The organism is Pseudothauera nasutitermitis (assembly GCF_004801295.1).
In the GTDB taxonomy this organism is placed as follows: domain Bacteria; phylum Pseudomonadota; class Gammaproteobacteria; order Burkholderiales; family Rhodocyclaceae; genus Pseudothauera; species Pseudothauera nasutitermitis.
This window is the reverse complement of sequence record NZ_SSOC01000002.1, coordinates 220,045-243,246: the sequence shown is the minus strand read 5'-3', so window position 1 is coordinate 243,246 and position 23,202 is coordinate 220,045. Positions and strand designations below refer to the sequence as shown.

The 23,202-nt window shown below is 65.7% G+C and carries 22 protein-coding genes; 12 read left to right on the top strand and 10 right to left on the bottom strand.

Annotation, left to right across the window (positions count from 1 at the left end):
* Positions 1–81: 81 nt before the first annotated feature.
* Together adhP and E6C76_RS05300 are read left to right on the top strand one after the other, a co-directional pair.
* The gene (gene adhP, locus E6C76_RS05305; protein ID WP_136347212.1) at positions 82–1,110 is read left to right on the top strand and encodes an alcohol dehydrogenase AdhP; all 1,029 of its coding nucleotides are present in this window, start codon (positions 82–84) and stop codon (positions 1,108–1,110) included.
* 20 nt (positions 1,111–1,130) lie between these two features.
* Positions 1,131–1,526: a DUF779 domain-containing protein gene (locus E6C76_RS05300; protein WP_136347211.1), complete on the top strand. Its 396-nt coding sequence runs from the start codon at positions 1,131–1,133 to the stop codon at positions 1,524–1,526.
* Between the two features lie 2 nt (positions 1,527–1,528).
* Here the strand turns inward: E6C76_RS05300 and E6C76_RS05295 are convergent, their stop codons facing one another.
* Positions 1,529–1,735, bottom strand: a complete 207-nt coding sequence (locus E6C76_RS05295) for a hypothetical protein (protein WP_136347210.1) — start codon at positions 1,733–1,735, stop codon at positions 1,529–1,531.
* A gap of 12 nt (positions 1,736–1,747) precedes the next feature.
* Here E6C76_RS05295 and E6C76_RS05290 point away from each other — a divergent pair, with 12 nt between their 5' ends.
* A complete protein-coding gene (locus tag E6C76_RS05290; protein ID WP_136347209.1) occupies positions 1,748–2,734 on the top strand; it encodes an Rpn family recombination-promoting nuclease/putative transposase in 987 nt (328 codons plus the stop codon).
* A 193-nt stretch (positions 2,735–2,927) separates the two neighbouring features.
* Here the strand turns inward: E6C76_RS05290 and E6C76_RS05285 are convergent, their stop codons facing one another.
* The 3 genes from E6C76_RS05285 to E6C76_RS05275 all read right to left on the bottom strand — a co-directional run bounded on the left by E6C76_RS05285 (position 2,928) and on the right by E6C76_RS05275 (position 8,175).
* Positions 2,928–5,276: a TonB-dependent siderophore receptor gene (locus E6C76_RS05285; RefSeq protein ID WP_136347208.1), complete on the bottom strand. Its 2,349-nt coding sequence runs from the start codon at positions 5,274–5,276 to the stop codon at positions 2,928–2,930.
* Between the two features lie 95 nt (positions 5,277–5,371).
* On the bottom strand, positions 5,372–6,661 hold the full coding sequence (locus E6C76_RS05280) for a sigma-70 family RNA polymerase sigma factor (RefSeq protein WP_136347207.1): 1,290 nt from the start codon (positions 6,659–6,661) through the stop codon (positions 5,372–5,374).
* Between the two features lie 101 nt (positions 6,662–6,762).
* Complete coding sequence (locus tag E6C76_RS05275; RefSeq protein ID WP_168734247.1) at positions 6,763–8,175, bottom strand: DUF805 domain-containing protein; 1,413 nt, start codon at positions 8,173–8,175, stop codon at positions 6,763–6,765.
* 77 nt (positions 8,176–8,252) lie between these two features.
* Here E6C76_RS05275 and E6C76_RS05270 point away from each other — a divergent pair, with 77 nt between their 5' ends.
* Positions 8,253–9,698 carry a rhomboid family intramembrane serine protease gene (locus tag E6C76_RS05270; protein ID WP_136347205.1) on the top strand — a complete coding sequence of 482 codons (1,446 nt, stop codon included), beginning with the start codon at positions 8,253–8,255 and terminating at the stop codon, positions 9,696–9,698.
* Here E6C76_RS05270 and E6C76_RS05265 read toward each other — a convergent pair.
* Positions 9,695–11,002, bottom strand: a complete 1,308-nt coding sequence (locus E6C76_RS05265; RefSeq protein ID WP_136347204.1) for a tetratricopeptide repeat protein — start codon at positions 11,000–11,002, stop codon at positions 9,695–9,697. The two genes, E6C76_RS05270 and E6C76_RS05265, sit on opposite strands and share 4 nt — an antisense overlap.
* Positions 11,003–11,278: 276 nt before the next feature.
* Between E6C76_RS05265 and rluB the strand changes: the two genes are divergently transcribed.
* The 5 genes from rluB to ftsB all read left to right on the top strand — a co-directional run bounded on the left by rluB (position 11,279) and on the right by ftsB (position 16,666).
* Positions 11,279–12,250, top strand: coding sequence for a 23S rRNA pseudouridine(2605) synthase RluB (gene rluB / locus E6C76_RS05260; protein WP_136347203.1), 972 nt, complete (start codon positions 11,279–11,281; stop codon positions 12,248–12,250).
* 150 nt (positions 12,251–12,400) lie between these two features.
* Positions 12,401–14,032 (top strand): CTP synthase, encoded by a 1,632-nt coding sequence (locus E6C76_RS05255; protein WP_136347202.1) that lies wholly within the window; start codon positions 12,401–12,403, stop codon positions 14,030–14,032.
* 11 nt (positions 14,033–14,043) lie between these two features.
* On the top strand, positions 14,044–14,883 hold the full coding sequence (kdsA, locus tag E6C76_RS05250) for a 3-deoxy-8-phosphooctulonate synthase (RefSeq protein WP_136347201.1): 840 nt from the start codon (positions 14,044–14,046) through the stop codon (positions 14,881–14,883).
* Positions 14,884–14,925: 42 nt separating this feature from the next.
* Positions 14,926–16,215 carry a phosphopyruvate hydratase gene (gene eno / locus E6C76_RS05245; protein WP_136347200.1) on the top strand — a complete coding sequence of 430 codons (1,290 nt, stop codon included), beginning with the start codon at positions 14,926–14,928 and terminating at the stop codon, positions 16,213–16,215.
* A 103-nt stretch (positions 16,216–16,318) separates the two neighbouring features.
* On the top strand, positions 16,319–16,666 hold the full coding sequence (ftsB, locus tag E6C76_RS05240) for a cell division protein FtsB (protein WP_136347199.1): 348 nt from the start codon (positions 16,319–16,321) through the stop codon (positions 16,664–16,666).
* On the opposite strand, the gene E6C76_RS05235 is transcribed toward ftsB, so the two are convergent.
* The 5 genes from E6C76_RS05235 to E6C76_RS05215 form a co-directional block, all read right to left on the bottom strand.
* Positions 16,650–17,084, bottom strand: a complete 435-nt coding sequence (locus E6C76_RS05235; protein WP_136347198.1) for a CBS domain-containing protein — start codon at positions 17,082–17,084, stop codon at positions 16,650–16,652. The two genes, ftsB and E6C76_RS05235, sit on opposite strands and share 17 nt — an antisense overlap.
* A 112-nt stretch (positions 17,085–17,196) precedes the next feature.
* Positions 17,197–17,757, bottom strand: coding sequence for a C40 family peptidase (locus tag E6C76_RS05230; RefSeq protein ID WP_136347197.1), 561 nt, complete (start codon positions 17,755–17,757; stop codon positions 17,197–17,199).
* A gap of 73 nt (positions 17,758–17,830) precedes the next feature.
* Positions 17,831–18,160 carry an MliC family protein gene (locus E6C76_RS05225; protein ID WP_168734246.1) on the bottom strand — a complete coding sequence of 110 codons (330 nt, stop codon included), beginning with the start codon at positions 18,158–18,160 and terminating at the stop codon, positions 17,831–17,833.
* Positions 18,160–18,864 carry an SIMPL domain-containing protein gene (locus tag E6C76_RS05220; RefSeq protein WP_136347195.1) on the bottom strand — a complete coding sequence of 235 codons (705 nt, stop codon included), beginning with the start codon at positions 18,862–18,864 and terminating at the stop codon, positions 18,160–18,162. Before E6C76_RS05220 ends, E6C76_RS05225 begins: the two co-directional genes overlap by 1 nt.
* A gap of 86 nt (positions 18,865–18,950) precedes the next feature.
* The gene (locus E6C76_RS05215) at positions 18,951–19,490 is read right to left on the bottom strand and encodes a gamma carbonic anhydrase family protein (protein ID WP_136347194.1); all 540 of its coding nucleotides are present in this window, start codon (positions 19,488–19,490) and stop codon (positions 18,951–18,953) included.
* A gap of 241 nt (positions 19,491–19,731) precedes the next feature.
* Here E6C76_RS05215 and E6C76_RS05210 point away from each other — a divergent pair, with 241 nt between their 5' ends.
* Genes E6C76_RS05210 through E6C76_RS05200 form a run of 3 tightly spaced genes read left to right on the top strand, consistent with a single transcriptional unit; the run spans position 19,732 to position 23,168 of the window.
* The gene (locus tag E6C76_RS05210) at positions 19,732–21,879 is read left to right on the top strand and encodes a peptidase domain-containing ABC transporter (RefSeq protein ID WP_136347193.1); all 2,148 of its coding nucleotides are present in this window, start codon (positions 19,732–19,734) and stop codon (positions 21,877–21,879) included.
* Positions 21,876–22,502, top strand: coding sequence for a hypothetical protein (locus E6C76_RS05205; protein ID WP_136347192.1), 627 nt, complete (start codon positions 21,876–21,878; stop codon positions 22,500–22,502). Before E6C76_RS05210 ends, E6C76_RS05205 begins: the two co-directional genes overlap by 4 nt.
* Positions 22,503–22,541: 39 nt before the next feature.
* Positions 22,542–23,168 carry a hypothetical protein gene (locus E6C76_RS05200; RefSeq protein ID WP_136347191.1) on the top strand — a complete coding sequence of 209 codons (627 nt, stop codon included), beginning with the start codon at positions 22,542–22,544 and terminating at the stop codon, positions 23,166–23,168.
* The last annotated feature ends 34 nt before the right edge of the window (positions 23,169–23,202 follow it).

The window sequence follows — 23,202 nt, the reverse complement described above, 5'->3', positions numbered from 1 at the left end:
CGGCAGGCGTCCTTCCCGGACGGGATGTCCGCCGCGTCAGCTCCGTCCGGGAGTGTTTTCCATTTTCACAGGGAGTGTTCCATGCAGAAGACGATGAAAGCCGCCGTGGTACGTGAGTTCGGCAAACCGCTGACCATCGAAGAGGTCGAGGTGCCGCGTCCGGGCGCGGGCGACATCCTGGTCAAGATCGAAGCCTGCGGCGTCTGCCACACCGACCTGCATGCGGCCGAGGGCGACTGGCCGGTCAAACCGAATCCGCCGTTCATCCCTGGCCATGAGGGTGTTGGCCACGTGGTCGCGGTCGGCGCCGGCGTCGCCCATGTCAAGGAAGGCGACCGCGTCGGCATCCCCTGGCTGTATTCGGCCTGCGGCCACTGCGAGCACTGCCTGGGCGGCTGGGAAACCCTGTGCGAGTCGCAGCGCAACACCGGTTATTCGGTCAATGGTGGCTTTGCCGAATACGCGCTGGCCAACGCCGGCTACGTCGGCCACCTGCCGAAGAGCATTGGCTTTGTGGAAATCGCCCCGGTGCTGTGCGCGGGGGTGACCGTCTACAAGGGCCTCAAGGTCACCGATACCAGGCCCGGCAACTGGGTGGTGATCTCCGGCATCGGCGGGCTGGGCCACATGGCCGTGCAGTACGCCAAGGCGATGGGCCTGAACGTGGCGGCGGTGGACGTCGACGACGCGAAGCTCAAACTGGCCGAGCGCCTGGGCGCCACCGTCACGGTCAACGCGCGGACCACCGACCCGGTAGCCTATCTGAAGAAGGAAATCGGCGGCGCCCACGGTGCGCTGGTCACCGCGGTGTCGCCCAAGGCCTTCGAACAGGCCATCGGCATGGTCCGCCGCGGCGGCACGGTGTCGCTCAACGGCCTGCCGCCGGGCGACTTCCCGCTCGACATCTTCGGCATGGTGCTCAACGGCGTGACCGTGCGCGGCTCCATCGTCGGCACCCGCCTGGATCTGCAGGAATCGCTGGATTTCGCCGAGATGGGCAAGGTCAAGGCCACCGTGGCGGCCGACAAGCTGGAGAACATCAACGACATCTTCGCACGCATGCACAAGGGCCAGATCGAAGGCCGCATCGTGCTCGACATGGCGGCATAGGCCGCCAGGAGGACCGAACCGTGACCGGACCGCAGAGCGCTCCCTCCCCACCTCTCCGGGTTGTGGCCACTCCCTCGGCGCTGCAACTCATCGAGCGCCTGCGCGTTCGGCACGGCCCCTTGCTGTTCCATCAATCCGGCGGCTGCTGCGACGGCAGCTCGCCGATGTGCTACCCGCAGGGCGAATTCCAGGTCGGTGCCGCCGACGTGCAACTGGGCGAGATCGGCGGCTGCCCGTTCTACATGAGCCGCGCCCAGTTCGAATACTGGGCGCACACCCAGTTGATCATCGACGTGGTGCCGGGCAGGGGCGGGATGTTCTCCCTGGAAGGCCCGGAAGGCGTGCGCTTCCTGACCCGTTCGCGGCTGTTCGGGGATGACGAGTGGGCCGCCTTGCAGGCGCACGAGGGGCGGTAGGCTTAAGGCGCGGGATCAGCCAGCCCGTTATTCTTCATCCGGTCTTTCATGCCGAGGCTGCCCACGGGGTTGCGGAGCCTGGCGTTGTCGATGGCGAATATCGCATCGGTGGACAAGACGAATGCGCCATGGCCGAGAACATCGGCCAATTCGTTTATGCCAAGGGCACGAAATGGATTTGTTTTTGGCATAATCCGTCTTCTGCTCAAGACACATCCACCATGTCTTCTCCGCCTGCCACCCCCTACGACGGCCTGTACAAGCAACTGTTCTCCCACCCGCAGATGGTGGAAGCCCTGCTGCGCGGCTTCGTGCATGAAGACTGGGTGGCGCAGCTGGACTTCGCCACGCTGGAAAAGCCCAACGGCCAGTACGTCAGCGATGAATTGCTGCAACGCGCCGACGACGTGATCTGGCGCGTGCGCCTGAACCTGCCCGACGGGCGCAGTGAATGGCTGTACCTTTACCTGCTGATCGAATTCCAGAGCCGGGCCGATCCGTGGATGGCGCTCCGTATGCTCACCTACGTGTGCCTGCTGTACCAGGATCTCATCAAGAGCGGCCAGATCGCCCGCGGCCGCAAGCTGCCTCCCGTGCTGCCGCTGGTGCTCTACAACGGCCAGCCGCGCTGGCGCCCCACGCGCGAACTCGCCCACCTCATCGCCGCCCCCGTCGGCCTGGCGCGCTGGCGGCCATCCTTCCGCTATCACCTGCTCGACGAAGGGCGGGTGGCGGACGAGGAACTGCGGCGCCTGTCGGGCAACCTGCTGGCGCTGCTGATCCGCCTGGGAAACACTCCCGAAGCCCCCGCCATCAGCGTAGCCACCCGCGAATTGGTCCAACACTTGAAAGGCCCGCAGTACGACAGCCTGCGCCGGGTGTTCGTGGTGTTCTACAATCGAATCATCCTTCGGAAACTGAACCCCGGCGAACCCATCGAAGAATTCACCGACTTGCAGGAGATCGACAGCATGCTGGCCGAACGCATCGAACAATGGACCCGGAAGTGGATGCAGGAAGGGCGCCTGGAAGGCCGTCAGGAAGGCGCTGCCAAGACCCTGGAGCGCCAGTTGCGCCTGCGTTTCGGCGAACTGCCGGCGTGGGCGATGGCGCGGCTGGGGCGGGCGACGGAGGCGGAGCTGGAGCAATGGACCGAGGCCGTGCTGAGCGCGGACAGCCTGGAAGGGGTGCTGGGCAAGCCGGAATAGCGCAGGCCGCAGCCCAACGACGAACCGCCGGGCCTGCGCGAGCAGCCCGGCGGTTCGTTTTTGTGTGCCTTTCGTTTGAGGCGGCGAAAATGGCAACTTTCTTACGAATTGTTGCATTTGCGGCCGGCCGGCGCGGTGAATGAAACGGCCCCGGCGATCGCTTCGTCCGGGGCCGTTCGGATGACGGAACCAATCAGAAACGGTACTTCGCTCTCAGATAAACATTGCGTGGATCGCCATAGCGCCCATAACCACCCAGAATCCCCGAAAGATACTTCTTGTCGAACACGTTGTTGATGTTCAACTGGAAGCTCAGATTGTCGTCGGCCTGATAGCTGGCAAAGAGATGGAGCAAGGCATAGCTGTTCTGCACGGGATCGATGCCGCCGGGGCCGGTGCCTTTTTCGTAGATGCGGCTTTGCCACGTCACATGTCCCCCGACCATCACCCTGCTGAGTGCGCCAGGCAGCCTGTGGGAACTGCTCAGCCGGAGCAGTTTTTCGGGCTGGGTCGTTTCCAGATAGGACTCATTGCCGTTCTTCATCGTGCGCTTGGTGAAGCCGGCGGAAACGTCCCAGTCCGGCGTCAGCGCTCCGGATGCTTCCAGTTCATAGCCCTGGACGGTCGCGCCATTGATCGCTTTGTAACGCGCCTCCCCATCGACGATTGCGTCGAACGAGGCCAGGTTGTCCTGCTTCACCTTGAACGCGGCGGCGGATACCGTCAGCCGGCCGTCGTAGAACTCGCCCTTCACCCCCGCTTCGTAGTTCTTGCCAATGACCGGGTCCAGCAGATTCCCGGCGCGGTTGCGGGCGGTCTGCGTTTTGAAGATGCCGGTGTAGCTCGTGTAAACCGAGTAATTTCGGGAAATGTCGTAGACTACGCCTGCATAGGGCGTCAGTTCATCGCGGTAACGGGCCGAAGTACGCACACCATCGGCGATGATTTCCTGCTCGGCATCGGTGACCCGCAGACCGATGATCAGCTTCAGAGGATCGGTAACGTTCCAGCGGCTGGTCAGATAGGCCGCGCTTTCGCGTTGCTCGAACTGCTGCGTGCTGGCCCCGTTGCCTGCGTGCGGCTCCGGGAAATTGTGCCGGTCGTAAAAACTGCCCAGCGGTGCACCGTAGTGGCGATAAAACCACTCGGTATCGGTTTTGCTGGCGTTTCTGGCATATCCCAGAACGAGTTCATGCTCGCGTCCGAAAAGGCTGAACGGACCAGCGGCGTGGATATCCAGTGCCTGCTGCTGGCGACGGCTGTCCTGGGACTGGTAATCGGCCTCCATGCCACCTCCTGTTACCCGATCCGGGAAGCCCCAGGTGCTCATATGCTTGGGACGCGTCTTGCCATCCCGGTCGGTGTACTGCAGTTTGGTGGTCCAGCCATTGGCGAACTGCTTTTCCAGACCGACGAAAATGGACGTGCTCTCGTTGTTGATGTAAGCCCATTTGGCGCCCGTGCTGGTGGAGCGGGAGAAATCGGTGCGACTGCCATCCGAGAAAAATAATGGAACGGGAGGATACCAAGTCGCACCATTCACATGGCTCTTGCGGTAGTCGACACCGATGCTCAGCACCGCATCGGCAGGCAGGTCGGCCTCCAGGATGCCGTACAAGGCGCTGGTGTCCTTCTGATAGTTCTCCATGAAGGACTTGCCGTCCGCATAGGCGCCCACCAAACGCCCACGGATTTTGCCTTCAGCAGCGATAGGCCCGGACAAATCCACTTCAGTCCGGTAGGTGTCCCAGCGGCCGGCGCCAATCTGTGCATATCCTTGAAAGTCTTTCGTCGGCCGCTTCCTGACCAGATTGACGGTGGCGGAAGGGTCGCCGGTGCCAGCCAGCAGCCCTGTGGCGCCGCGCACGATTTCCACCCGGTCGTAGAGCGCCGTGTCGGAAAAGGCGTCGGAATCGAAGGAATTACTGGCGTAGGAAGGCAGGCCATCGATCTGGATCTTGCTGATGGTGAAACCACGCGCGCTGAAGTCCCCACGGTCGGATTCGTATTTGTTCTGGGTGATACCGACGCTTCTTTCGAGCACGCTTTCAATGCTGGTGAGCCCTTGGTCTTCGATCTGCTGGCGCGTCACCACACTGACCGACTGCGGTGTCTGGCGGATAGAAAGCCCGAGCCGGGTTGCCGTATTCATGGCGCTGGTGGTGTAGCTGCCGGTGTGTTCCGTGGTCGCGCTGCGGTCGATCGCAGCGGTTACCGTCACCGGAGCCAGAGCGGTCGCCCCATCTCCTGCTGCGGCCTCGATCAGCAGCGTCCCGCCGTCGATGCGCCCGCGCAGGCCGGTGCCATCGAGCATCTGCTCCAGCGCTTCGGAAACGTCCCGCGCGCCGCTGATGGCCCGGGCCTGCCGGCCACGGATCAGTTCCGGCGAGGCCAGCGCCTGCAGGCCGGCCTGGCGGGTGAATTGGTCGAGGGCCTGCGCCAGCGGCTGGGCCGGCTGGTCGAAGGTGGCGGCGTGGACGATGGCGGGGGGGCTGCCGAGGGCGAACAGGGCGGCGGCGAGCAGGGTGGCGCGTGGAGCCATGGCGGTGGTGTTCCTGTGTCGGGTTGAAGGAAGTTTGTTGCTGCTTCAACCGCTAGAACGCCCCAGCCGCGAAAGTACCCCCAGGAAAATGAAACTCAGGCTCGCCGGACGATGCGCAGCCCGCCGTCGGCTTCATCCATCAGGCGGACCGGCAGGATGCTGGGCAGTTGCCGCAGCCAGTCCTTGCTGTCCGCGATGCGGACGCGGCCATAGACGCGCAAGGCCGCGACGTCCGCTTCCACCCGAACGGCGGTGGGCATGTAGCGCGCCAGGCGCTGCACGGCCTGCTCCAGCGGGATGTCGTCGAAGTTCAGCCAGCCGTCGCGCCAGGGGCTGGGATGGCCGTGGGCGGTGTGGCCGGTGAAGCCGCCGTGTTCGCGCACGCTCAGGCTTTCGCCCGCGCCGAGTTCGCGCCGGCTGCCGTCGGCCGCCTGCACGAGTACCCGGCCGGATTCGACGTCCACGCGCACCTGTCCCGTTTCCACATCCACGCCGAAGCGCGTGCCCAGCACGGTGATGCGTACATCCAGCGCATGCACGGTGAACGGGCGGCCCTCGTCGCGCGCGACCTGGAAGAATGCCGCGCCCTGGCGCAGCGTGGCGACGCGCCGGGTGGCGTAGTAAGCGAGTTCGATGGCCGTGGCGCTGTCGAGCAGCACGGTGCTGCCGTCGGGCAGCGTCTGGCCGTGGAAGCGGGCGCTGGCGGTGTTCCATTCGCCGCGCCAGACGGGGACGAAGTGGCGCCAGCCCTGCCAGGCCGTGGGCAGTGCGAGCAGGCCGCCGACCAGCGAGAGCAGGCGGGCGAGATTCTTGCGGCGCGGCCTGCCCGTCGTGGAGGCGGCGGGCGGCAGTTCGCCGCGCTGGGCATGCAGCGCACGCTCCAGATGTTCCAGGGCGGTGGTGATGTCGCGCTCCACGGTTTTCAGGGAGATGCCGAAACGTTCGGCAAGCTCCGCGCGGCGCACGCCTTCCAGGCGGCTGGCGAGAAACACTTCGCGGGTACGCTGCGGCAGTTGCGCCAGCGCGGCGTCGATGTGGCGCAGGGTGTCGCGGGCGAGGAATACATCCCCGGCGTCCGGCGTGCTGGCGAGACTTTCGAGGCAGGCCAGGTCTTCGATGGGTACGAAACGCTCGGCGGCCCGGGCGGCCTGGCGGTAGCGGTCGATCTCCAGGTTGGCGGCGACGGTGTAGACGTAGGCACGCAGCCCCTGGCCGGGCTCGCGGAGGAAGGCCGTGCCGTCCTTTTCCGCCAGGCACAGCCAGGTTTCCTGCATCAGATCCTGCGCGGTGTCCGCGCAGCGGGTGCGTTTGGTGAGAAAGCGCAGCAGGCCGGCGTAGTGTTCCCGGTAGCAGGCCAGCAGCGGATTGGAAGCAAAGCCGGACACCGTGTTTGCCGATGGAAAGGAAAGGGCCGATTCTATGTGCGACCGATTCTCATTTCAAATGAAATGCCTTCCAGCCTCGATCCGGGTGTCCGCCACGCCCGTCACTGCTCGGCCTGCCGCAAGTACTCGTGCACTTCACCGATAGCGGGATTGCCCGGCAGCACCTCGCCGTTCACTTCCAGCACCGGTAGCTGGATGCGCCCGGTGCCGCCGATCATGGCGTGCAGGCGTTCGGCCGCCTGCCGGTCACTGTCGACGTGGTACACCGCGGGATGCAGGCCGTTGCCGTGCAGCCAGGCCAGCATTGCGTCGCAGTCGCCGCAACCGGCAATGACATAGATATCGATCCGATTGCTGCGGGCATAGCGCACCGGTTCGTCCTGGAAAGGCGCTTCGCCCATTTCCTCGTCGAATGCCGGCGAATCCTCTCCGGCACCCATTGCCTGGGCGAAGCGCATCATTCTTTCCGGGCTGTCGGTGATGGCACCGTAGACGAATCCTGAAACGGCGACGCATGCGGCGAGCGTGAGCAGGGCCCGCCCGACTCCCGCCTCGGCAGGCGCAGGGCCGTATTCGTTGTGCTCTTCTTCCCCGCCGATGAACAGCAGCGCCAGCGCCATCAGCGCACCGATCACGGGAACGACGGCAATCAGCGCCATCCAGCCCGTTCGTCCGGTGTCGTGCAGGCGCAGGGCGATGCAGCGCAGTGCATAGACGAACGACAAAAGCATGCCGAGGCCGGCGAAGGCGTTCTTGCCCGTGACGACCGCCAGCCAGACCGGTATCAGCCAGAGCAGGGTGCTGAACAGCGAGGCGGCGAAATAGTCCAAGCGGCCGAAGCGCCCGGCGAAGCCGAGGCTGAGCAGGGCCGGCCGGTCGCCTCCCGGACGGGACAAGGCGGCCGTGCCCGGCCGGCGGGCCGCCAGTTCGGCCGTGCGTGCTTCGCGCTGCTCGCGTTCCTCGGCTTCCTTGCTGGCCAGATAACGCGGCATGTCGAGGCCGCAGGCCCGGCACAAGGTCCGTTTCGGCTGGGACTCTCCGCATTTCGGGCAGGTCACGCCGTCTGCCGGGAGCGCTTCCAGGACCATCGGCGCGGCCGTGTGGTTGTGGGCAGGCGATTGCGGCCCGGCGAGCGCAAACAGTTCCTGGCCGTCCGCTTGAGGCGGATTGCCGGCCGCAGGGCGGGACGCGGGCGGGTTCCCGCTGCCGGGGCGTGGCGCAGACGGCGCCTCGTCGCGGTTTTCCGCCAGCAATTCGGCATGTGCCTCGAGCCCGAGCGCGCGTAGGCGGGCGAGCAGTCTTTCCGCGCCTTCGGCGGTGGTGCTGCGGGAAACCACCCGCGGCTTGCCCGAGAGCATGCGGTCGAGTTGTTCATCCCGCAGGTGGAAGGCTTCTCCGACTTCGGCCTTCACGCTCGACAACGGCGCCCCGTCCAGCGTCCGCCCGGAAATGACCACCTGGTATTTTTCCAACATACGCTTTTCGGTTTGCTCGATCAGACCGTCATTCTGCACAGGATGGTGCGTACTGGCTACCCTGCTGACATCGGCCCGGTATACTGTTCCGCCGGCCCTCGCCCTCGGGCACCACCATGCTGATCCTTCCCCTCCCGGCCCGCCCCGACTGGTCCCGCCCGCCATGGGCCACGCTGTCCATCATGGCGCTTTGTCTGGCCGTTTTCCTGATCCAGGGCGGCGATTACCAGCGCGCCGAGGAAGCCTGGCGCTTCTATCAGCACGCGGGCATCGGCAAGATCGAGATTCCGGCCTATCTGGCCGATCTGGAACGCTCCGGCCAGACGGAGAAACTTGCCGCCGTGCGCCGTAGCGTTGCGCGGGGCAACGGCGCCGCGGCGCTGCGGATGATGGAAGCCGACAACAGTTTCATCGAGCGGCTGCGCCACGATCGGGTGATCACCCGCGCTCATCCCGACTATCCGGGCTGGCGTGCCAAGCGCAGCCAGTACGAAGAGCTGCGCGAGCGGATCGTCACCGAGCACTACAGCCTTTCGAGCCGCGACCCGCGTCCGGTCACGCTGCTCACCCACATGTTTCTGCACGACGGCATCATGCATCTCGCCGGCAACATGGCCGTGCTCTTCGTTGTCGGCTACACCGTCGAGGCGGCGTTGGGCCCGCTGGGCTTTCTTGCACTCTATCTGCTCGGCGGCGTCGGGGCCGCCGTGCCGGATGTGCTGATGCCAGCCGACGAACTGCAATTGTCGCTCGGCGCCTCCGGTGCGGTTTCGGCGGTCATGGCCGCTTATCTGGTACTGTTCGGCTACCGGCGGATTACCTTCTTCTACTGGCTGGGTTTCGTTTTCGGCACGGTGCGCTGGCCGGCGCTGGCCATCCTGCCGCTGTGGCTGGCCAACGAATTGCTGCAGAACTTCGTGTTCGATCCCGAAGGCCGGGTCAATTACATGGCGCATTTCGCCGGACTGACCAGCGGTGCGCTGCTCGCCGGGCTCTATCGCTGGCGGCGCAAGGGGCGCAGTGCCGACATCGTCCACCGCCAGGACGACGAGCAGGCTGTCGCGGCACTGCTGGCACAGGCCGCCGGGCAGGTCGCCGAGATGAAGTTCGGTCCGGCGGCGCTGACCTACCGCAAGTTGCTCGCCGAACACCCCGGTGTGGATGCGCAATGCGCCATCGAGTATCGCCGCATCGCCACGCTGGCCCGCCAACCCGAATTGCTGGCCGACGCCAACCACCGGCTGCTGCTGGCCGCTGCGCAGCGGGGGGCGGCCATCCCGTCTGCGCTGCTGGGCGAAATCGTGCTGGAACTGCCGGACGCCTTGCCGAAACTCGCGGCCGCTCAATGGGAAGGTCTGCTCGCCCGCCTGATCGACGGGGGAGAACTCGATGGCGCCGAGCGGCTGCTGCTGCGTCTGTTTCCGGTGCGGGATCTCCGCCAGGCCACGCTGCGCCAGGCCGGCCGCTTGGCCAATTCCTTCATCGCCCGCGGGGAGGACGGACGGGCGGCGCCCATCCTGCGCCTCAGGAGCGCGCTTGCCGCCCAGGTGGCGGTCCGCTAGGGCGTGGGGGCCGCCGCGGAAGCCGCGGCGGCCAGGCGATCGAGCAATCCGTCCAGCCGCGCCGCTTCGGCCGCCGCGGGACTCCCCGGGTAGTGCTGGCGCACGGCTGCGAGTACCCGGCGTGCCTGCGCCTCGTCGCGCTTGTGCTCGATCAGCAAGCGCGCGCCGAGCAGGTAGATGGCCGGCGTGTCGGCGTGCCCCGGAAAACGCTGGTCGAAATTCCTGATCAGGCGGGCCGTGCCGTCGCCGCGGTGCGCCGCCAGCATGGCGCTGGCCAGCGGCAGGATCAGGCGCGGCTGATCGGGTTGGTAATCCTCCTGGTGCTGCCAGATCGCCTCCAGCGTCTCGATGGCGTAGTGCTCATGGCCGGGGCGCGTCAGCGACGGCAGCCAGCCGCGGGCGTGCGCCAGCATCGCCTGCGTTTGCCCCGGCACGGCGAGCAGCAGGCGGTGCAGACGCAGATTGGCCGCCAGGTCGCCGGGCTGCGCATCGACTTCGGCGCGCGCCTGGGCAATCGCCTCGCCGTAGCGCCCCTCCTTGAGCAAACGGACGCTTTGCTCCGCGCGCTGGCGGGCGGGGTCGGACGGGGTGAGCGCCGCCGCCTGGCGTTCGAAACCGACGTCGACCGCGAGGCCCAGTTCCTCGTGATACTGGTACAGCGCATAGCCCATCAGGCGGAACATGACGATGGTGAAATAGCCGCCGAGGAAGCCGGAAACGGCGCCAAGCAGCGCGTCGGGAACCAGCGGCGCCAACAGGCCGAGCAGGGCGCCGCTGCCCGACGAGAGCAGGAGCAGGCAGGCGCAGAGGCCCAGGTAGGGCATGCCGATGCCGTGGATCAGTTCCCACAGGCGCGGCGGCGACATGGACTCGCCGAGATCGTTGGTGACGGCCAGCAGCATCGTGTTGGCCGGCAGCAGCAGGGCGAACGACACCAGCAGTACGAGGGCCAGATGTGCTCCCGCCACGCTTGCAGCGTAGGCGCACAGAGTCAGCCCCACGGCGATGACGACGAACTGCTTGTAGGGCAGATACTTTCCGCCGTGCACGGAATCGAACAGTATCCGCGAGTCGTCGAGGTGGCCGCGTGCCGTGCGTTCGAGCACCTTGTAGCCGTAGCGCAGGGTGGCGACCAGCAACACGCCGCCCATGACCAGATTGGCCGGTATGAAAAGAATGGAGGCCAGGCCCGCCAGCAGACCGAAGGCGCAGCAGGCCAACAGGGATTCCAACGACAGCGGGTAGAGGAAAAAGCTGCCGAGGCGGGTCCAGTAGGGAGGAATGGCGGGCGTCTGATCGGTCATCGGGAAAGAGGCGCTGGCGGGGGTGGAACGGCCTGGCAGACAAACTGTGACGACAGCATGTTATCTCCTCCCGATGCCGGACGCAGCCGGCGCCGTGCGGACCGTTCCGCTGGGGCACGACACGCGGGGCGCATGGCGGCAACCGCGTGGGCATGCCGGGACGGCCAGCAAGGGTTGCCAGCGGAGCGCTTGGGAGCGGCTATAATCCGCGCTCCGGATGGCGGGCACGGCCCCTGCCTTTCGCCGTCCCAGGCATGTCCAACAGGAAGAAAACCCTTGTCCTCGTCCCGCAAGACCCGCACCCCGTTCCGAGCGCCAACCGCCAAGAAGGCGCCGCGCGACACCCCGGCGCCAACGCGCGGACGCGGGGCGCCGGCCGATGAGGTGGAAAAGAGCGCCGTACGCACGCCTCGCCCGCGTCCAAGCGGGCGTTCGGGTGCCGCGCCCGCGCCGGTGGAACCCGAACGCCTGCAGAAAGTGCTGGCCGCCGCCGGCGTCGGTTCGCGGCGCGAGATCGAGGCCATGGTCGAGGCCGGGCGCATCCAGGTGAATGGCGAGCCGGCGGTACCGGGGCAGAAGATTGGCCCGGGCGATCGCGTCAAGGTCAATGGCAAGCTGGTCTCGCTGCGCTTTGCCCAGCGTTCGCCGCGTGTGCTGCTGTACCACAAGCCGGAAGGCGAGATCGTCTCGCGCGAAGATCCGGATGGCCGTCCGACGGTGTTCGAGCGCCTGCCCATCCTGCGCCGCGGGCGCTGGATCGCTGTGGGCCGGCTGGACTTCAACACCTCCGGCCTGCTGCTGTTCACCAACGACGGCGAACTGGCCAACAAGCTGATGCACCCGCGCTACGAACTGGAGCGCGAGTACGCGGTGCGCCTGCTCGGTTCGCTGAATGATGAGCAGATCGAGTCGCTCAAGGCCGGCATTCAGCTGGAGGATGGCGAGGCACGCTTCAACAGCCTGGCCGATGCCGGCGGGGAGGGGGTGAACCACTGGTACCGGGTCACCCTTTCCGAAGGCCGCAACCGCGAGGTGCGCCGCATGTTCGAGGCAGTCGGGCTGACCGTGAGCCGGTTGATCCGTGTGCGCTACGGCACGGTGGAACTGCCCTCGCGTCTGAAGCGCGGCATGTGGATGGAGATGGCCGAGGCCGATGCCTGCAAGCTGGCCGGCCTGCCGCCGCCGGTGGTCAAGCCGGGCGACCGCCCGCGTGAAGCGCGCCTGCACCGCACCGTCCGGCGCGACTGAGAAAGTCTTGCGCCGCGCGGCCGCAGCCCATGCGCGGCGGGGCGTGGGCGCCCGGTCGGGTGGTTATGAATTTGGGGTATGTGGGGCGTGCCCGCTTCCGGGCCGGGGAGCACTTCGGTTATCATCGCGCTTTCCCGCAGTCGCATTCCCATGACCAAATACGTTTTCGTTACCGGCGGTGTCGTGTCCTCCCTGGGCAAGGGCATCGCGGCGGCCTCTCTGGGGGCCATTCTGGAATCCCGCGGCATCAAGGTCACGCACCTCAAGCTGGATCCCTACATCAACGTCGATCCGGGCACCATGAGCCCGTTCCAGCACGGCGAGGTGTTCGTCACCGAGGACGGCGCGGAAACCGACCTCGACCTCGGTCACTATGAGCGCTTCACCAGCGCCAAGATGAGCAAGCGCAACAACTTCACCACCGGGCAGATCTACGAATCGGTGCTGAAGAAGGAGCGCCGCGGCGAGTACCTGGGCAAGACCGTGCAGGTCATCCCGCACATCACCGACGAGATCAAGAGCTACGTGAAGCGCGGCGCGGAAGGCGCCGACGTGGCCATCGTCGAAGTGGGCGGCACGGTGGGCGACATCGAATCGCTGCCCTTCCTGGAAGCCATCCGCCAGATGGGCATCGAGGAAGGCCGCAACGCCACCTGCTTCATCCATCTCACGCTGCTGCCCTACATTCCCACCGCCGGGGAGCTGAAGACCAAGCCCACCCAGCATTCGGTGAAGGAGCTGCGCGAGATCGGCATCCAGCCCGACATCCTGCTGTGCCGCGCGGACCGCTCCATCCCGGCCGACGAGCGCCGCAAGATCGCCCTGTTCTGCAACGTGATGCCGGAAGCGGTCATCGAGTGCCTGGACGCGGATTCCATCTACAAGATCCCCGGCGCGCTGCACGACCAGATGCTCGACGAGATCGTCTGTCACAAGCTGGGCATCCTGGCGCGCGCGGCCGACCTTTCCGTATGGGAAAAGCTGATCCATGCGCTGGAGAACCCGGAACACCAGATGGACATCGCCTTCGTCGGCAAGTACGTCGATCTCACCGAGTCGTACAAATCGCTGATCGAGGCGCTCAACCACGCCGGCATGCACACGCGCAGCAAGGTCAACATCCATTACCTCGATTCCGAAGACATCGAGCGCGACGGCTGCGCCGCGTTGAAGGACATGGACGCCATCCTGGTGCCCGGCGGCTTCGGCAAGCGCGGCACCGAGGGCAAGATCGCCGCGATCCGCCATGCTCGCGAGAACAAGGTGCCCTATCTGGGCATCTGCCTGGGCATGCAGCTCGCCGTGGTCGAATTCGCCCGCGACGTGGCCGGCCTGCAGGGCGCGCACTCCACCGAATTCGACAAGGCCAGCCCGTACCCGGTGATCGGCCTGATCACCGAGTGGAAGGACCGCAGCGGCAAGATCGAGAAGCGCAGCGAGGATTCCGACCTGGGCGGCACCATGCGCCTGGGCGGGCAGACCTGCCACCTCAAGGAAGGCTCGCTGGCGCGGCGCATCTACGGCGCGGACGACATCATCGAGCGCCATCGCCACCGCTACGAAGTGAACAACACCCTGCTGGCCCAACTCGAAGACAAGGGCCTGGTGGTTTCCGGCCGCGCGCCGGTGACCGACCTGTGCGAGATGGTCGAACTGCCCGCCGACGTGCATCCGTGGTTCGTCGGCTGCCAGTTCCATCCGGAGTTCACCTCCAACCCGCGTACCGGCCACCCGCTGTTCACCGCCTACGTGCAGGCGGCGCTGGCGCGCAAGGCCGGTTGAGGAGGCAGACCATGAAGCTGTGCGGTTTCGAAGCAGGCCTGGACCAGCCGCTGTTCCTGATCGCCGGCCCCTGCGTGGCCGAGTCCGAACAGATGTGCCTGGACATTGCCGGGCAGATGCAGGAAATCTGCGCCGGGCTGGGCATTCCGTACATCTTCAAGGCCTCCTACGACAAGGCCAACCGCAGCTCGGGCAAGAGCTTCCGCGGGCATGGGATGGATGCCGGGCTGAAGATGCTCGAGGCGGTGAAGACGCAACTCGGCCTGCCGGTGCTCACCGACGTGCATACGGAGGAGGAAATCCCCGCCGTGGCCGCCGTGGTCGACGTGCTGCAGACCCCGGCCTTCCTTTGCCGGCAGACCGACTTCATCCACGCCGTGGCGGCCTCCGGCAAGCCGGTGAACATCAAGAAGGGCCAGTTCCTCGCCCCCGGCGACATGAAGAACGTGGTCGACAAGGCCAGGGAAGCCAACGGCGGCGCGGACACCATCCTGGTGTGCGAGCGCGGCGCCTCGTTCGGCTACAACAATCTCGTCTCCGACATGCGCGGGCTGGCGATCATGCGTGAGACCGGCTGTCCGGTGGTGTTCGACGCCACCCACTCGGTGCAACTGCCGGGCGGGCAGGGCACGGCCTCGGGCGGGCAGCGCGAGTTCGTGCCGGTGCTGGCGCGCGCGGCGGTGGCCGCCGGGGTGGCCGGGCTGTTCATGGAAACCCATCCGGACCCGGCCAAGGCACTGTCCGACGGCCCCAATGCCTGGCCGCTGCCGAGGATGAAGGAACTGCTTGCCGTGTTGCGTGACATCGACCGTCTGGTCAAGGCCAGTGGCTTCACCGAATCGCGCCTCTGAGGCGCATCCGTTTTCCCCGTTTCAACCGATACAGGAAGAACCATGAGTGCAATCGTTGATGTGATCGCCCGCGAGATTCTCGATTCCCGCGGCAATCCCACCGTCGAAGCCGACGTGCTGCTGGAATCCGGCGTGATGGGCCGCGCCGCTGTGCCGTCGGGCGCGTCCACCGGCTCGCGCGAGGCCATCGAACTGCGCGACGGCGACGGCGGCCGATACCTCGGCAAGGGGGTTCTGCGCGCCGTGGAAAACGTAAACACCGAAATCTCCGAGGCCATCATCGGCCTGGATGCGGAAGAGCAGGCCTTCATCGACCGCACGCTGATCGAGCTGGATGGCACCGAGAACAAGAGCCGCCTGGGCGCCAACGCCACGCTGGCGGTGTCCATGGCGGTGGCCAAGGCCGCCTCGGAAGAAGCCGGCCTGCCGCTGTACCGCTACTTCGGCGGTTCCGGTCCGATGAGCCTGCCGGTGCCGATGATGAACGTCATCAACGGCGGCGCGCACGCCAACAACAGCCTGGACATCCAGGAATGCATGATCATGCCGGTGTCGATGACCAGCTTCCGCGAGGCGCTGCGCTGCGGGGCGGAAATCTTCCACCACCTGAAGAAGATCACCGACAAGAAGGGCTATCCCACCACCGTGGGCGACGAAGGCGGCTTCGCCCCCAACGTGGCCGGCACCGAGGAAGCGCTCAACCTGATCCAGGACGCCATTGCCGCCGCCGGCTACGAGTCGGGCCGCGACGTGCTGCTGGCGCTGGACTGCGCCTCCAGCGAGTTCTACAAGAACGGCAAGTACGAACTGGCGGGCGAAGGGCTGAGCCTGTCCGCCGAGGGTTTTGCCGACTACCTCGCCACGCTGGCCGACAGGTTCCCCATCGTCTCCATCGAGGACGGCATGGCCGAGGGCGACTGGGACGGCTGGAAGATCCTCACTGACAAGCTGGGCAAGAAGGTGCAGCTGGTGGGCGACGATCTGTTCGTCACCAACACGAAGATTCTGGAGCAGGGCATCGACCAGGGCGTGGCCAACTCCATCCTCATCAAGATCAACCAGATCGGCACGCTGTCGGAAACCTTCGCGGCGGTCGAACTGGCCAAGCGTTCCGGCTACACCTCGGTGATCTCCCACCGCTCCGGCGAAACCGACGATGCCACCATCGCCGACATCGCCGTGGGCCTGAACGCCATGCAGATCAAGACCGGCTCGCTCAGCCGCTCGGACCGCATCTCCAAATACAACCAGTTGCTGCGCATCGAAGAGGATCTGGGCGATACCGCCGTGTATCCGGGCCGCAAGGCCTTCTTCAACCTGCGCGTGCGCTGAGCACGGCACACACCCTGACACACGGTGCTCGCCCGGGGCGGGCGCCGCGTGGTAAAAACAAAAGGCCGGCGAAGATTTCGCCGGCCTTTCTTGCATCGAGTCCATGCGCTGGCCCGTGATCATCCTCGCCCTGTTGGCGGTCGTCCTGCAATACCCGCTGTGGCTGGGCAAGGGGGGCTGGCTGCGGGTCTGGGAAGTGGATGGGCAGCTCAACGCCCAGCGCGAGGTCACGCACCGTCTGGAGCAGCGCAACGCCGCACTGGCCGCCGAAGTGCAGGATCTCAAGAGCGGCAACGAAGCGGTCGAGGAGCGCGCGCGCTTCGAACTGGGCCTGACGCGTCCGGGGGAAATCTACGTGCATGTGCCCACCCCGCCCAGGAAGCCCGGGGAAGGGCAGGCGTCCGCCGGTGCCGCCGCCTCCCCGCAGGCGGGCGCTACAGCAACTCGGTGATCGAATCGCGCTGTTCGAGCTCCTCCTCGAAAGCCACCAGTTCCAGCCCCAGCGCGTCGCGCGCCGACAGCATCCCCATTGGATGGCCGTCTTCCACCACCGGCACGTGGCGGAAGCCGCCGTCGTGCATCAGATGCAGGGCATGGCCCAATGGGCGGGACGGCTCCACGACGATCGGGTTGGCGGTCATCACCGTCTCCAGGGTGGTGGCATCAGGATCCAGCCCTGCGGCCAATACCCGGGTAAGCGCGTCGCGCTCGGTGAAGATGCCGAGCAGGGCGCCGGCGGTATTCACGATCAGGATCGAGCCGACCTGCGCGGCGGCCATGCGGCGGCACGCCTCGCGGACGAGCAGGCCGCCCGGGGCGGTCAGGATGTTCTGGTGGCGAATCACTTCGTTGATCTGGCGTGTCGGCATGATGACTCCTCCTTGTGGATGAACCCGTGGATTTTTCCGACAGGCTAGGAGTCCGTGCGGACGCGCGCAAGCAGGGTTGTCCCGCATCCGCCGCGGATAGTGTGAACACGCCCTAGTTGCGCGCGAGCAGGGTGCGTGCGCCGTCGATGCGCTGGGCGAAGTAGGGGTTGTCCAGACGTTCGATGCGGATGCGCCCGCGGCTGGAGGGGGCGTGGATGAAGCGGCCGTCGCCCATATAGACGCCCATATGCGAATGGCGGCGGTTCAGGGTATTGAAGAACACCAGGTCGCCGGGGCGCAGATCGGTGGCGGCGATCGGCCGCGTGCGCTCGGCGATGGCCGCGGCGTTGTGCGGCAGGCGTCGTCCGCTGATCTGCTCGACGATGTAGCTCACCATGCCGCTGCAGTCCATGCCGGCTTCCGGATTGCGCCCGCCGAACTGGTAGCCCACGTCGAGCAGCCCTAGGGCGTACAGCACGATTTCCTGGCTCTGCGATGGGTGTTCGAGGGTGAAATAGGAAGCCGCCGGCTTGCCCGGTGGTACGGCCACGGGCGCGCGCGTGGATGTGGAAGTACCCGGCAGGGTGCCGCAGCCGGCCAGCACGGCGGAAAACAGCAGGGGCAGGGCAAGAGGCGGAAGCGTGCGGCGGCGGGCGGGGGGGCTGGCGTGCATGGCGGCAACGATAATCCACTGCCCGGCCAGCGTCCACCCCGCACCGGGGTTGGGCGTGTGCCGGTATGGGGCTTCAGCTGGTATGCAGCGCCAGTGTCTCGGTGCAGATGCCGGAGGGCTCCATGTCCGGACGCAGCAGCGCGGCGCGCGTGCCGTCGGTCCACAGCGTGATGCCGCCATCCGAATAATGCGCGCCGGAAGCGCCGTCGCGCGGTGCGAGGGCGAACACGCCGCTGCCGGTGCGCACGCGCACGTGGTTGCTGTGGTGCTCCACCGCGAAGCGCTCGCCGGAAGGGCACTGGTATTCCATGTCGCGTGTGTTGTCGCGTGCGTGCGTGACCCCGGCGGTCAGCACGGTGGCCGAGGCGAGCACGGCCACCGTGGGCAGAAGCGGACGAAGCATCATTCGCTCAGTTCGATGGTGCCGCTGATCGCCACGCCGACCTGGCTCTCGCCGGCCTCGATGGGCGCGGGCATGGAATCCTTGGCGGCCATTGCGACGGACTGCATGCGCATGATCGGCGGACGGTAGCCGGAATCGCCGACGTTGAGGTGGCGGATGCGGTAGGTCTTGCCGAAGGTGCCGGCGATCAGTTCGGCGCGCTGTTCGAAGGCGCGGATGGCCTCCACCGTGGCTTCCTCGACGGCCTTGCGGCGGGTCTCCGGCGCCGGCTCCATGTTGATCTGCGACACCGCCAGGGTGGCCTGCAGCTTGCCGAGCAGTTCGGACAGGGCGGCCACGTCGCGGCTTTCCAGACGGATCTCCGAGCGCATGCGCCAGCCTTCGATCTTGCGGTCGTTCTTGCCGTAGATCGGCCAGGTATGCGTGCCGGCGGACTGGGTCTTGACCGTGCCGTAGGCCTTGGCGGTATCCAGCGCGGCGGCGATGGCGCGGTTGACCTGGCGGGCCACGGCGGCGGAACTGGCGTCGGTGGCCTCGAAGTAGGCAGTGGCCACGGCAAGGTCGTTCTCGGCCGGGCGCGCGGCCTCGGCGGACAGGTCGATGGTAGTGACGCGGGGCTGGGCGGGTTCGGCGGCGCGCAGCGGGCCGGCGGCCAGCAGGCCGGTGCACATCAGCACGATCAGGGGCCGGAGCGTTTTGGTCATGATGGACTCTGCGGGAGTGGATGACGGGCGCTTTTATACCGCATCGCCGCCGGCCGCACGTCCGCGCAGGTGTAAGCTTGTGTGGCTCAGCGCACGGCGAACGGATCGATCCGGCGCAGCTCGCCGGCATAGCGCCGGGCGTTGTCCACGTAATGGCGGGCATTGGCGCGCAGGCCGGCGATGTCCGCGTCGCTGAGTTCGCGGATGATGCGCCCCGGCGAGCCGACCACCAGCGAGCGGTCGGGGATCACCTTGCCCTCGGGGATCAGCGCGTTGGCGCCGATCAGGCATTCCCGCCCGATCACCGCGTTGTTGAGCACCACCGCGTTGATGCCGACCAGCGTGCCATCGCCGATGGTGCAGCCGTGCAGCATGACCATGTGGCCGATGGTGACGTGGGCGCCGATGGTCAGCGGCACGCCGTCGTCGTTGTGCAGGATGGAGCCATCCTGGATGTTGGTGCCATCGCCGATCACGATGGGGTCGTTGTCGCCGCGGATCACCGCGTTGTACCAGATGCTCACGTCGCGTCCGGCTTCCACCCGGCCGATCACCGTGGCGTTGTCGGCGACCCAGCAACCCTCGCCGAAGCGCGGCGTCCTGTCGCCCAGTGCGTAGATTGGCATGCCCAACATCTCCGGCTGCGTGCGGCGGACGGTCCGCCGGCGGGAAAGGGGCGCAATCATAGCAAGCGGTACCTCGTGTGAAAACCTGCGCCGGGCGGGCGATATCGCCGAACCCTTCGGTGGATCACCAGACAATGTGATCAGGTTATGCAAACAATCTATATGGTTGCTCTTGACATTTTCTTGGTATTCTGCGGAACTATGCGCTTGTCTTCGCCTCTGTGTGGGGTGAAAAGCGATCATGCAGGCAGCGCCGCAACGGCAGTCCGGACAGTCTTCGGGGCAACTCGGCGTCGAGGCGGTCGTCTGGCTGCTTGGCAGTCTTGCAAGCCTTTTCCGGCGGCCGTTCGACGCCGAACTGGTGCTCAAGCATCTTTCTCCCCCCATCGAACTGCCCACGCTCATCGAGGCGCTGGCGTCGCAGGGGCTCAAGGCGGGGCTCGTGCCTTGGCCGAAAGACGATTCCAGCGCGTTGCCGCTGCCTGCCGTGGCATTCGTCACCGCCCCGGGAGCGGCGGAGCCCACGGACCCTGCAACGGGACAGCCAGGGGCATTCAACCCCGCCCTCGTCGTCAAGCACGGTGACCGCACACTCGCCTGGGTGCAACCCGGCGAAACAGCGCCAAAAGCCCTTTCCCTGGATGCCGCCCGCGCGCAATGCGCCCCCTTCCTGCTGCTGGTGGCGGAGGCCGATCCGCCGCTGAGCGAATCCACCGCACAGGCGGACCCAGCCACCGAGCAGCAGAAACCCTTCGGCTTCTCCTGGTTCGTGCCCGAGCTGCTGCGCCACCGCCACCTGTGGCGCGACGTACTGGTCGCCAGCCTGTCCATCCAGCTGGTCGCCCTGGCCACGCCGCTGTTCACCCAGGTCATCATCGACAAGGTCATCGCCCACCACTCGCAAAGCACGTTGGTGGTGCTCGGCGTGGCCATGGTGGCCTTCATGCTGTTCACCAGCGTCATGAGCTGGCTGCGCCAGTACCTCGTGCTGCACACCGGCAGCCGCATCGACGCGGTGCTGGGCGAAAAGGTCATGCGCCACCTGCTGCGCCTGCCGCTGCCGTACTTCGAGCAACGCCCCACCGGCACCCTGGTCGCGCGCCTGCACGGCGTGGAAACCCTGCGCGAATTCGTCTCCGGCGCGGCCGTCACCCTGGTGCTGGACCTGCCCTTCCTGTTCATCTTCCTGGCGGTGATGTTCTTCTACAGCTGGCAGCTCACCCTCATCGCGCTGGGGCTGCTGGTTCTCATCGTGCTCGCCAGCCTGGTCATGGTGCCCATCTTCCGCGCCCGGCTGGACAAGCAATTCCTGCTCGGCGCCAGAAACCAGGCCTTCCTCACCGAGTACCTCTCGGGCATGGCCACGGTGAAATCCCTGCAGCTCGAACCGGACGTGGACCGGCGCTACGGCACCTACCTGGCCCAATACCTCACGGCCAGCTTCGCCACGCGGCAGGTGGGCAACACCTATCAGGTCGTCGCCTCGGGCCTCGAACAGGTCATGACCCTGTCCATCCTCATCGTCGGCGCCTGGTACGTCATGCAGAACATCGGGCTCACCGTGGGCATGCTGGTCGCCTTCCAGATGTTCGCCAGCCGTCTGTCGCAGCCGGTGATGCGCCTGGTGGGCCTGTGGCAGGAGTTCCAGCAGGCCAGTGTCGCGGTCAAGCGCCTGGCGGACATCCTGGACATGCCGCAGGAACCCGTCACCCTCACGCCCCGGCGCGCGGCCGGCGGCGCGGGGCGCATCGAGATCAAGGACCTGGGCTTCCGCTACTCCGAGCAGCACCCCTGGCTCTACCGCAACCTCAGCCTCGCCATCCCCACCGGCAAGCTCACCGTGCTGATGGGCCCCTCCGGCTGCGGCAAGAGCACGCTGGCCAAGCTCATGCAGGGTTTCTACTGGCCGCAGGAAGGGCGGATCGCCATCGATGGGCGCGACATCCGCCAACTCGCCGCCAACGAACTGCGCGCCTACTTCGGCGTGGTCCCGCAAGAGACGGTGCTGTTCTCCGGCACCGTGTACGACAACCTCGTCATGGCCCACCCCCACGCCGGCTTCGAGGACGTCATCGCCGCCTGCCGGGCCGCCGAAATCCACGACGTCATCGAAGGCCTGCCGCAGGGCTACCAGACCGAGATCGGCGAACGCGGTACCGGCCTGTCCGGCGGCCAGCGCCAGCGCATCGCCATCGCCCGCGCCCTGCTCAAGCGCCCCCAGGTGCTGATCTTCGACGAAGCCATCTCCAACCTCGACCAGCAGACTGCCGAACACTTCGCCCACACCATCAACCGGCTCAAGGGCAGGGTGACGATGATTTTCATTACTCACCAAGTCCCCAAGGGGTTACAGGTGGATGGGGTGGTGAATATGGGAACGCATGTATGAGCGAAAAACGCGAGCGCTTCTTCGCTGCCTTGTCCTACCGGTTCGATGCCCTGCGAACCCGATCAGCGAAAAAGATGACCGTGCTGGGGGTGCTGCTGATGGTTGCGTTGGGCATAGCGGTGTGCGCTTCTCCTCATGGCTGGGGCGAGGAGGTACAACTGAGCGATGGCCGGGTCATCGTCATCGAGCGCAAATTACTGATGGAAGGCGGTGGTGACGAATGGGCGGTCAATCGCAGCGGCACCAAGCCAAAGCAGTATGTCATCCGCTTTGATCATCCCGATGGATCGGGGAAGAAGATCGAGTGGCTCTCGATCAAGAAAAGCCCTGCAACGTGGCCCGAAGTGCCGTTGGTGTTTGATATCGAATCGGGTGTGCCGGTTGTGTATTCCATATTGGCCGTTAGCCCGGCCTGTGCAGCTTATTTCAAATATATTTATGACGGTGGTGCTTGGGTGGAAGAAAGGCTGCCGGAGGTTTTTGAGCGGCACGCTACCAATCTGCTGCTCCGAATTGGTTCCGGTGCTGTAAACCTGGATGCCAAAGAAAAGTTCAATAAAGAAGGCAGGTATCGGGAGTCGTTGAGGTATGTCGGGCCTGATCGAAGGACATGCAATCGTTAGCGTTTTGACGACGTTTTCATGATTTCTTGGAGTGTTGAAATGCCTGAAAATCGCGAGTGGCCCTTCATTGCCTTTTTTCACCGCTTCGATCCCTTGCGAACCGGATGGAAGAAAAAACTGGTCGTGCTGGGGGTGCTGTTGCTGCTTGCGCTGGGCATAGGGGTGTGCACCTCTCCTCATAGCTGGCGAGAGGAGGTGCAACTGAGCGATGGCCGGGTCATCGTCATCGAGCGCAAATTGCTGATGGAAGGCGGCGGTAATGAACTGGCGGTCAATCGCAGCGGCACCAAGCCCAAGCAGTATGTCATCCGTTTCGATCATCCCGATGGATCGGAGAGGAAGATCGAGTGGCGCTCAACAAAGAAGGATATAGCAACATGGCCCGAGGTGCCGTTGGTATTTGATGTCGAATCGGGCGTGCCGGTTGTGTATTCCATATTGGCCGTTAGCCTGGCCTGTGCCGAGTATTCCAAGTACACCTATGGCAATGGGGTTTGGGTGGAAGAAAGGCTGCCAAAGATTTTTGAGCGGCATGCTACCAATTTGCTGCTCCGAATTGGTTCCGGCGCTGTAAGTCTGGATGCCAAAGAAAATTTCAATAAAGAAGGCAGGTATCGGGAGTCGTTGAGGTATGTCGGGCCTGATCGAAGAACATGCAATCGCTAGTGCTGACGATAATTTGATGATCCTTCTGGAGTGC

Bases quoted from the DNA above. Each gene is read 5' to 3' on its own strand.
- E6C76_RS05235 (WP_136347198.1), bottom strand. From the start codon at position 17,084: ATGCCGACACGCCAGATCAACGAAGTGATTCGCCACCAGAACATCCTG.
- ftsB (WP_136347199.1), top strand. From the start codon at position 16,319: ATGCGCTGGCCCGTGATCATCCTCGCCCTGTTGGCGGTCGTCCTGCAA.
- eno (WP_136347200.1), top strand. From the start codon at position 14,926: ATGAGTGCAATCGTTGATGTGATCGCCCGCGAGATTCTCGATTCCCGC.
- E6C76_RS05205 (WP_136347192.1), top strand. From the start codon at position 21,876: ATGAGCGAAAAACGCGAGCGCTTCTTCGCTGCCTTGTCCTACCGGTTC.
- E6C76_RS05200 (WP_136347191.1), top strand. From the start codon at position 22,542: ATGCCTGAAAATCGCGAGTGGCCCTTCATTGCCTTTTTTCACCGCTTC.
- E6C76_RS05265 (WP_136347204.1), bottom strand. From the start codon at position 11,002: ATGACCGATCAGACGCCCGCCATTCCTCCCTACTGGACCCGCCTCGGC.
- E6C76_RS05290 (WP_136347209.1), top strand. From the start codon at position 1,748: ATGTCTTCTCCGCCTGCCACCCCCTACGACGGCCTGTACAAGCAACTG.
- E6C76_RS05255 (WP_136347202.1), top strand. From the start codon at position 12,401: ATGACCAAATACGTTTTCGTTACCGGCGGTGTCGTGTCCTCCCTGGGC.
- adhP (WP_136347212.1), top strand. From the start codon at position 82: ATGCAGAAGACGATGAAAGCCGCCGTGGTACGTGAGTTCGGCAAACCG.
- E6C76_RS05285 (WP_136347208.1), bottom strand. From the start codon at position 5,276: ATGGCTCCACGCGCCACCCTGCTCGCCGCCGCCCTGTTCGCCCTCGGC.
- kdsA (WP_136347201.1), top strand. From the start codon at position 14,044: ATGAAGCTGTGCGGTTTCGAAGCAGGCCTGGACCAGCCGCTGTTCCTG.
- E6C76_RS05215 (WP_136347194.1), bottom strand. From the start codon at position 19,490: ATGCCAATCTACGCACTGGGCGACAGGACGCCGCGCTTCGGCGAGGGT.
- E6C76_RS05225 (WP_168734246.1), bottom strand. From the start codon at position 18,160: ATGCTTCGTCCGCTTCTGCCCACGGTGGCCGTGCTCGCCTCGGCCACC.
- E6C76_RS05230 (WP_136347197.1), bottom strand. From the start codon at position 17,757: ATGCACGCCAGCCCCCCCGCCCGCCGCCGCACGCTTCCGCCTCTTGCC.
- E6C76_RS05210 (WP_136347193.1), top strand. From the start codon at position 19,732: ATGCAGGCAGCGCCGCAACGGCAGTCCGGACAGTCTTCGGGGCAACTC.
- E6C76_RS05270 (WP_136347205.1), top strand. From the start codon at position 8,253: ATGCTGATCCTTCCCCTCCCGGCCCGCCCCGACTGGTCCCGCCCGCCA.
- E6C76_RS05220 (WP_136347195.1), bottom strand. From the start codon at position 18,864: ATGACCAAAACGCTCCGGCCCCTGATCGTGCTGATGTGCACCGGCCTG.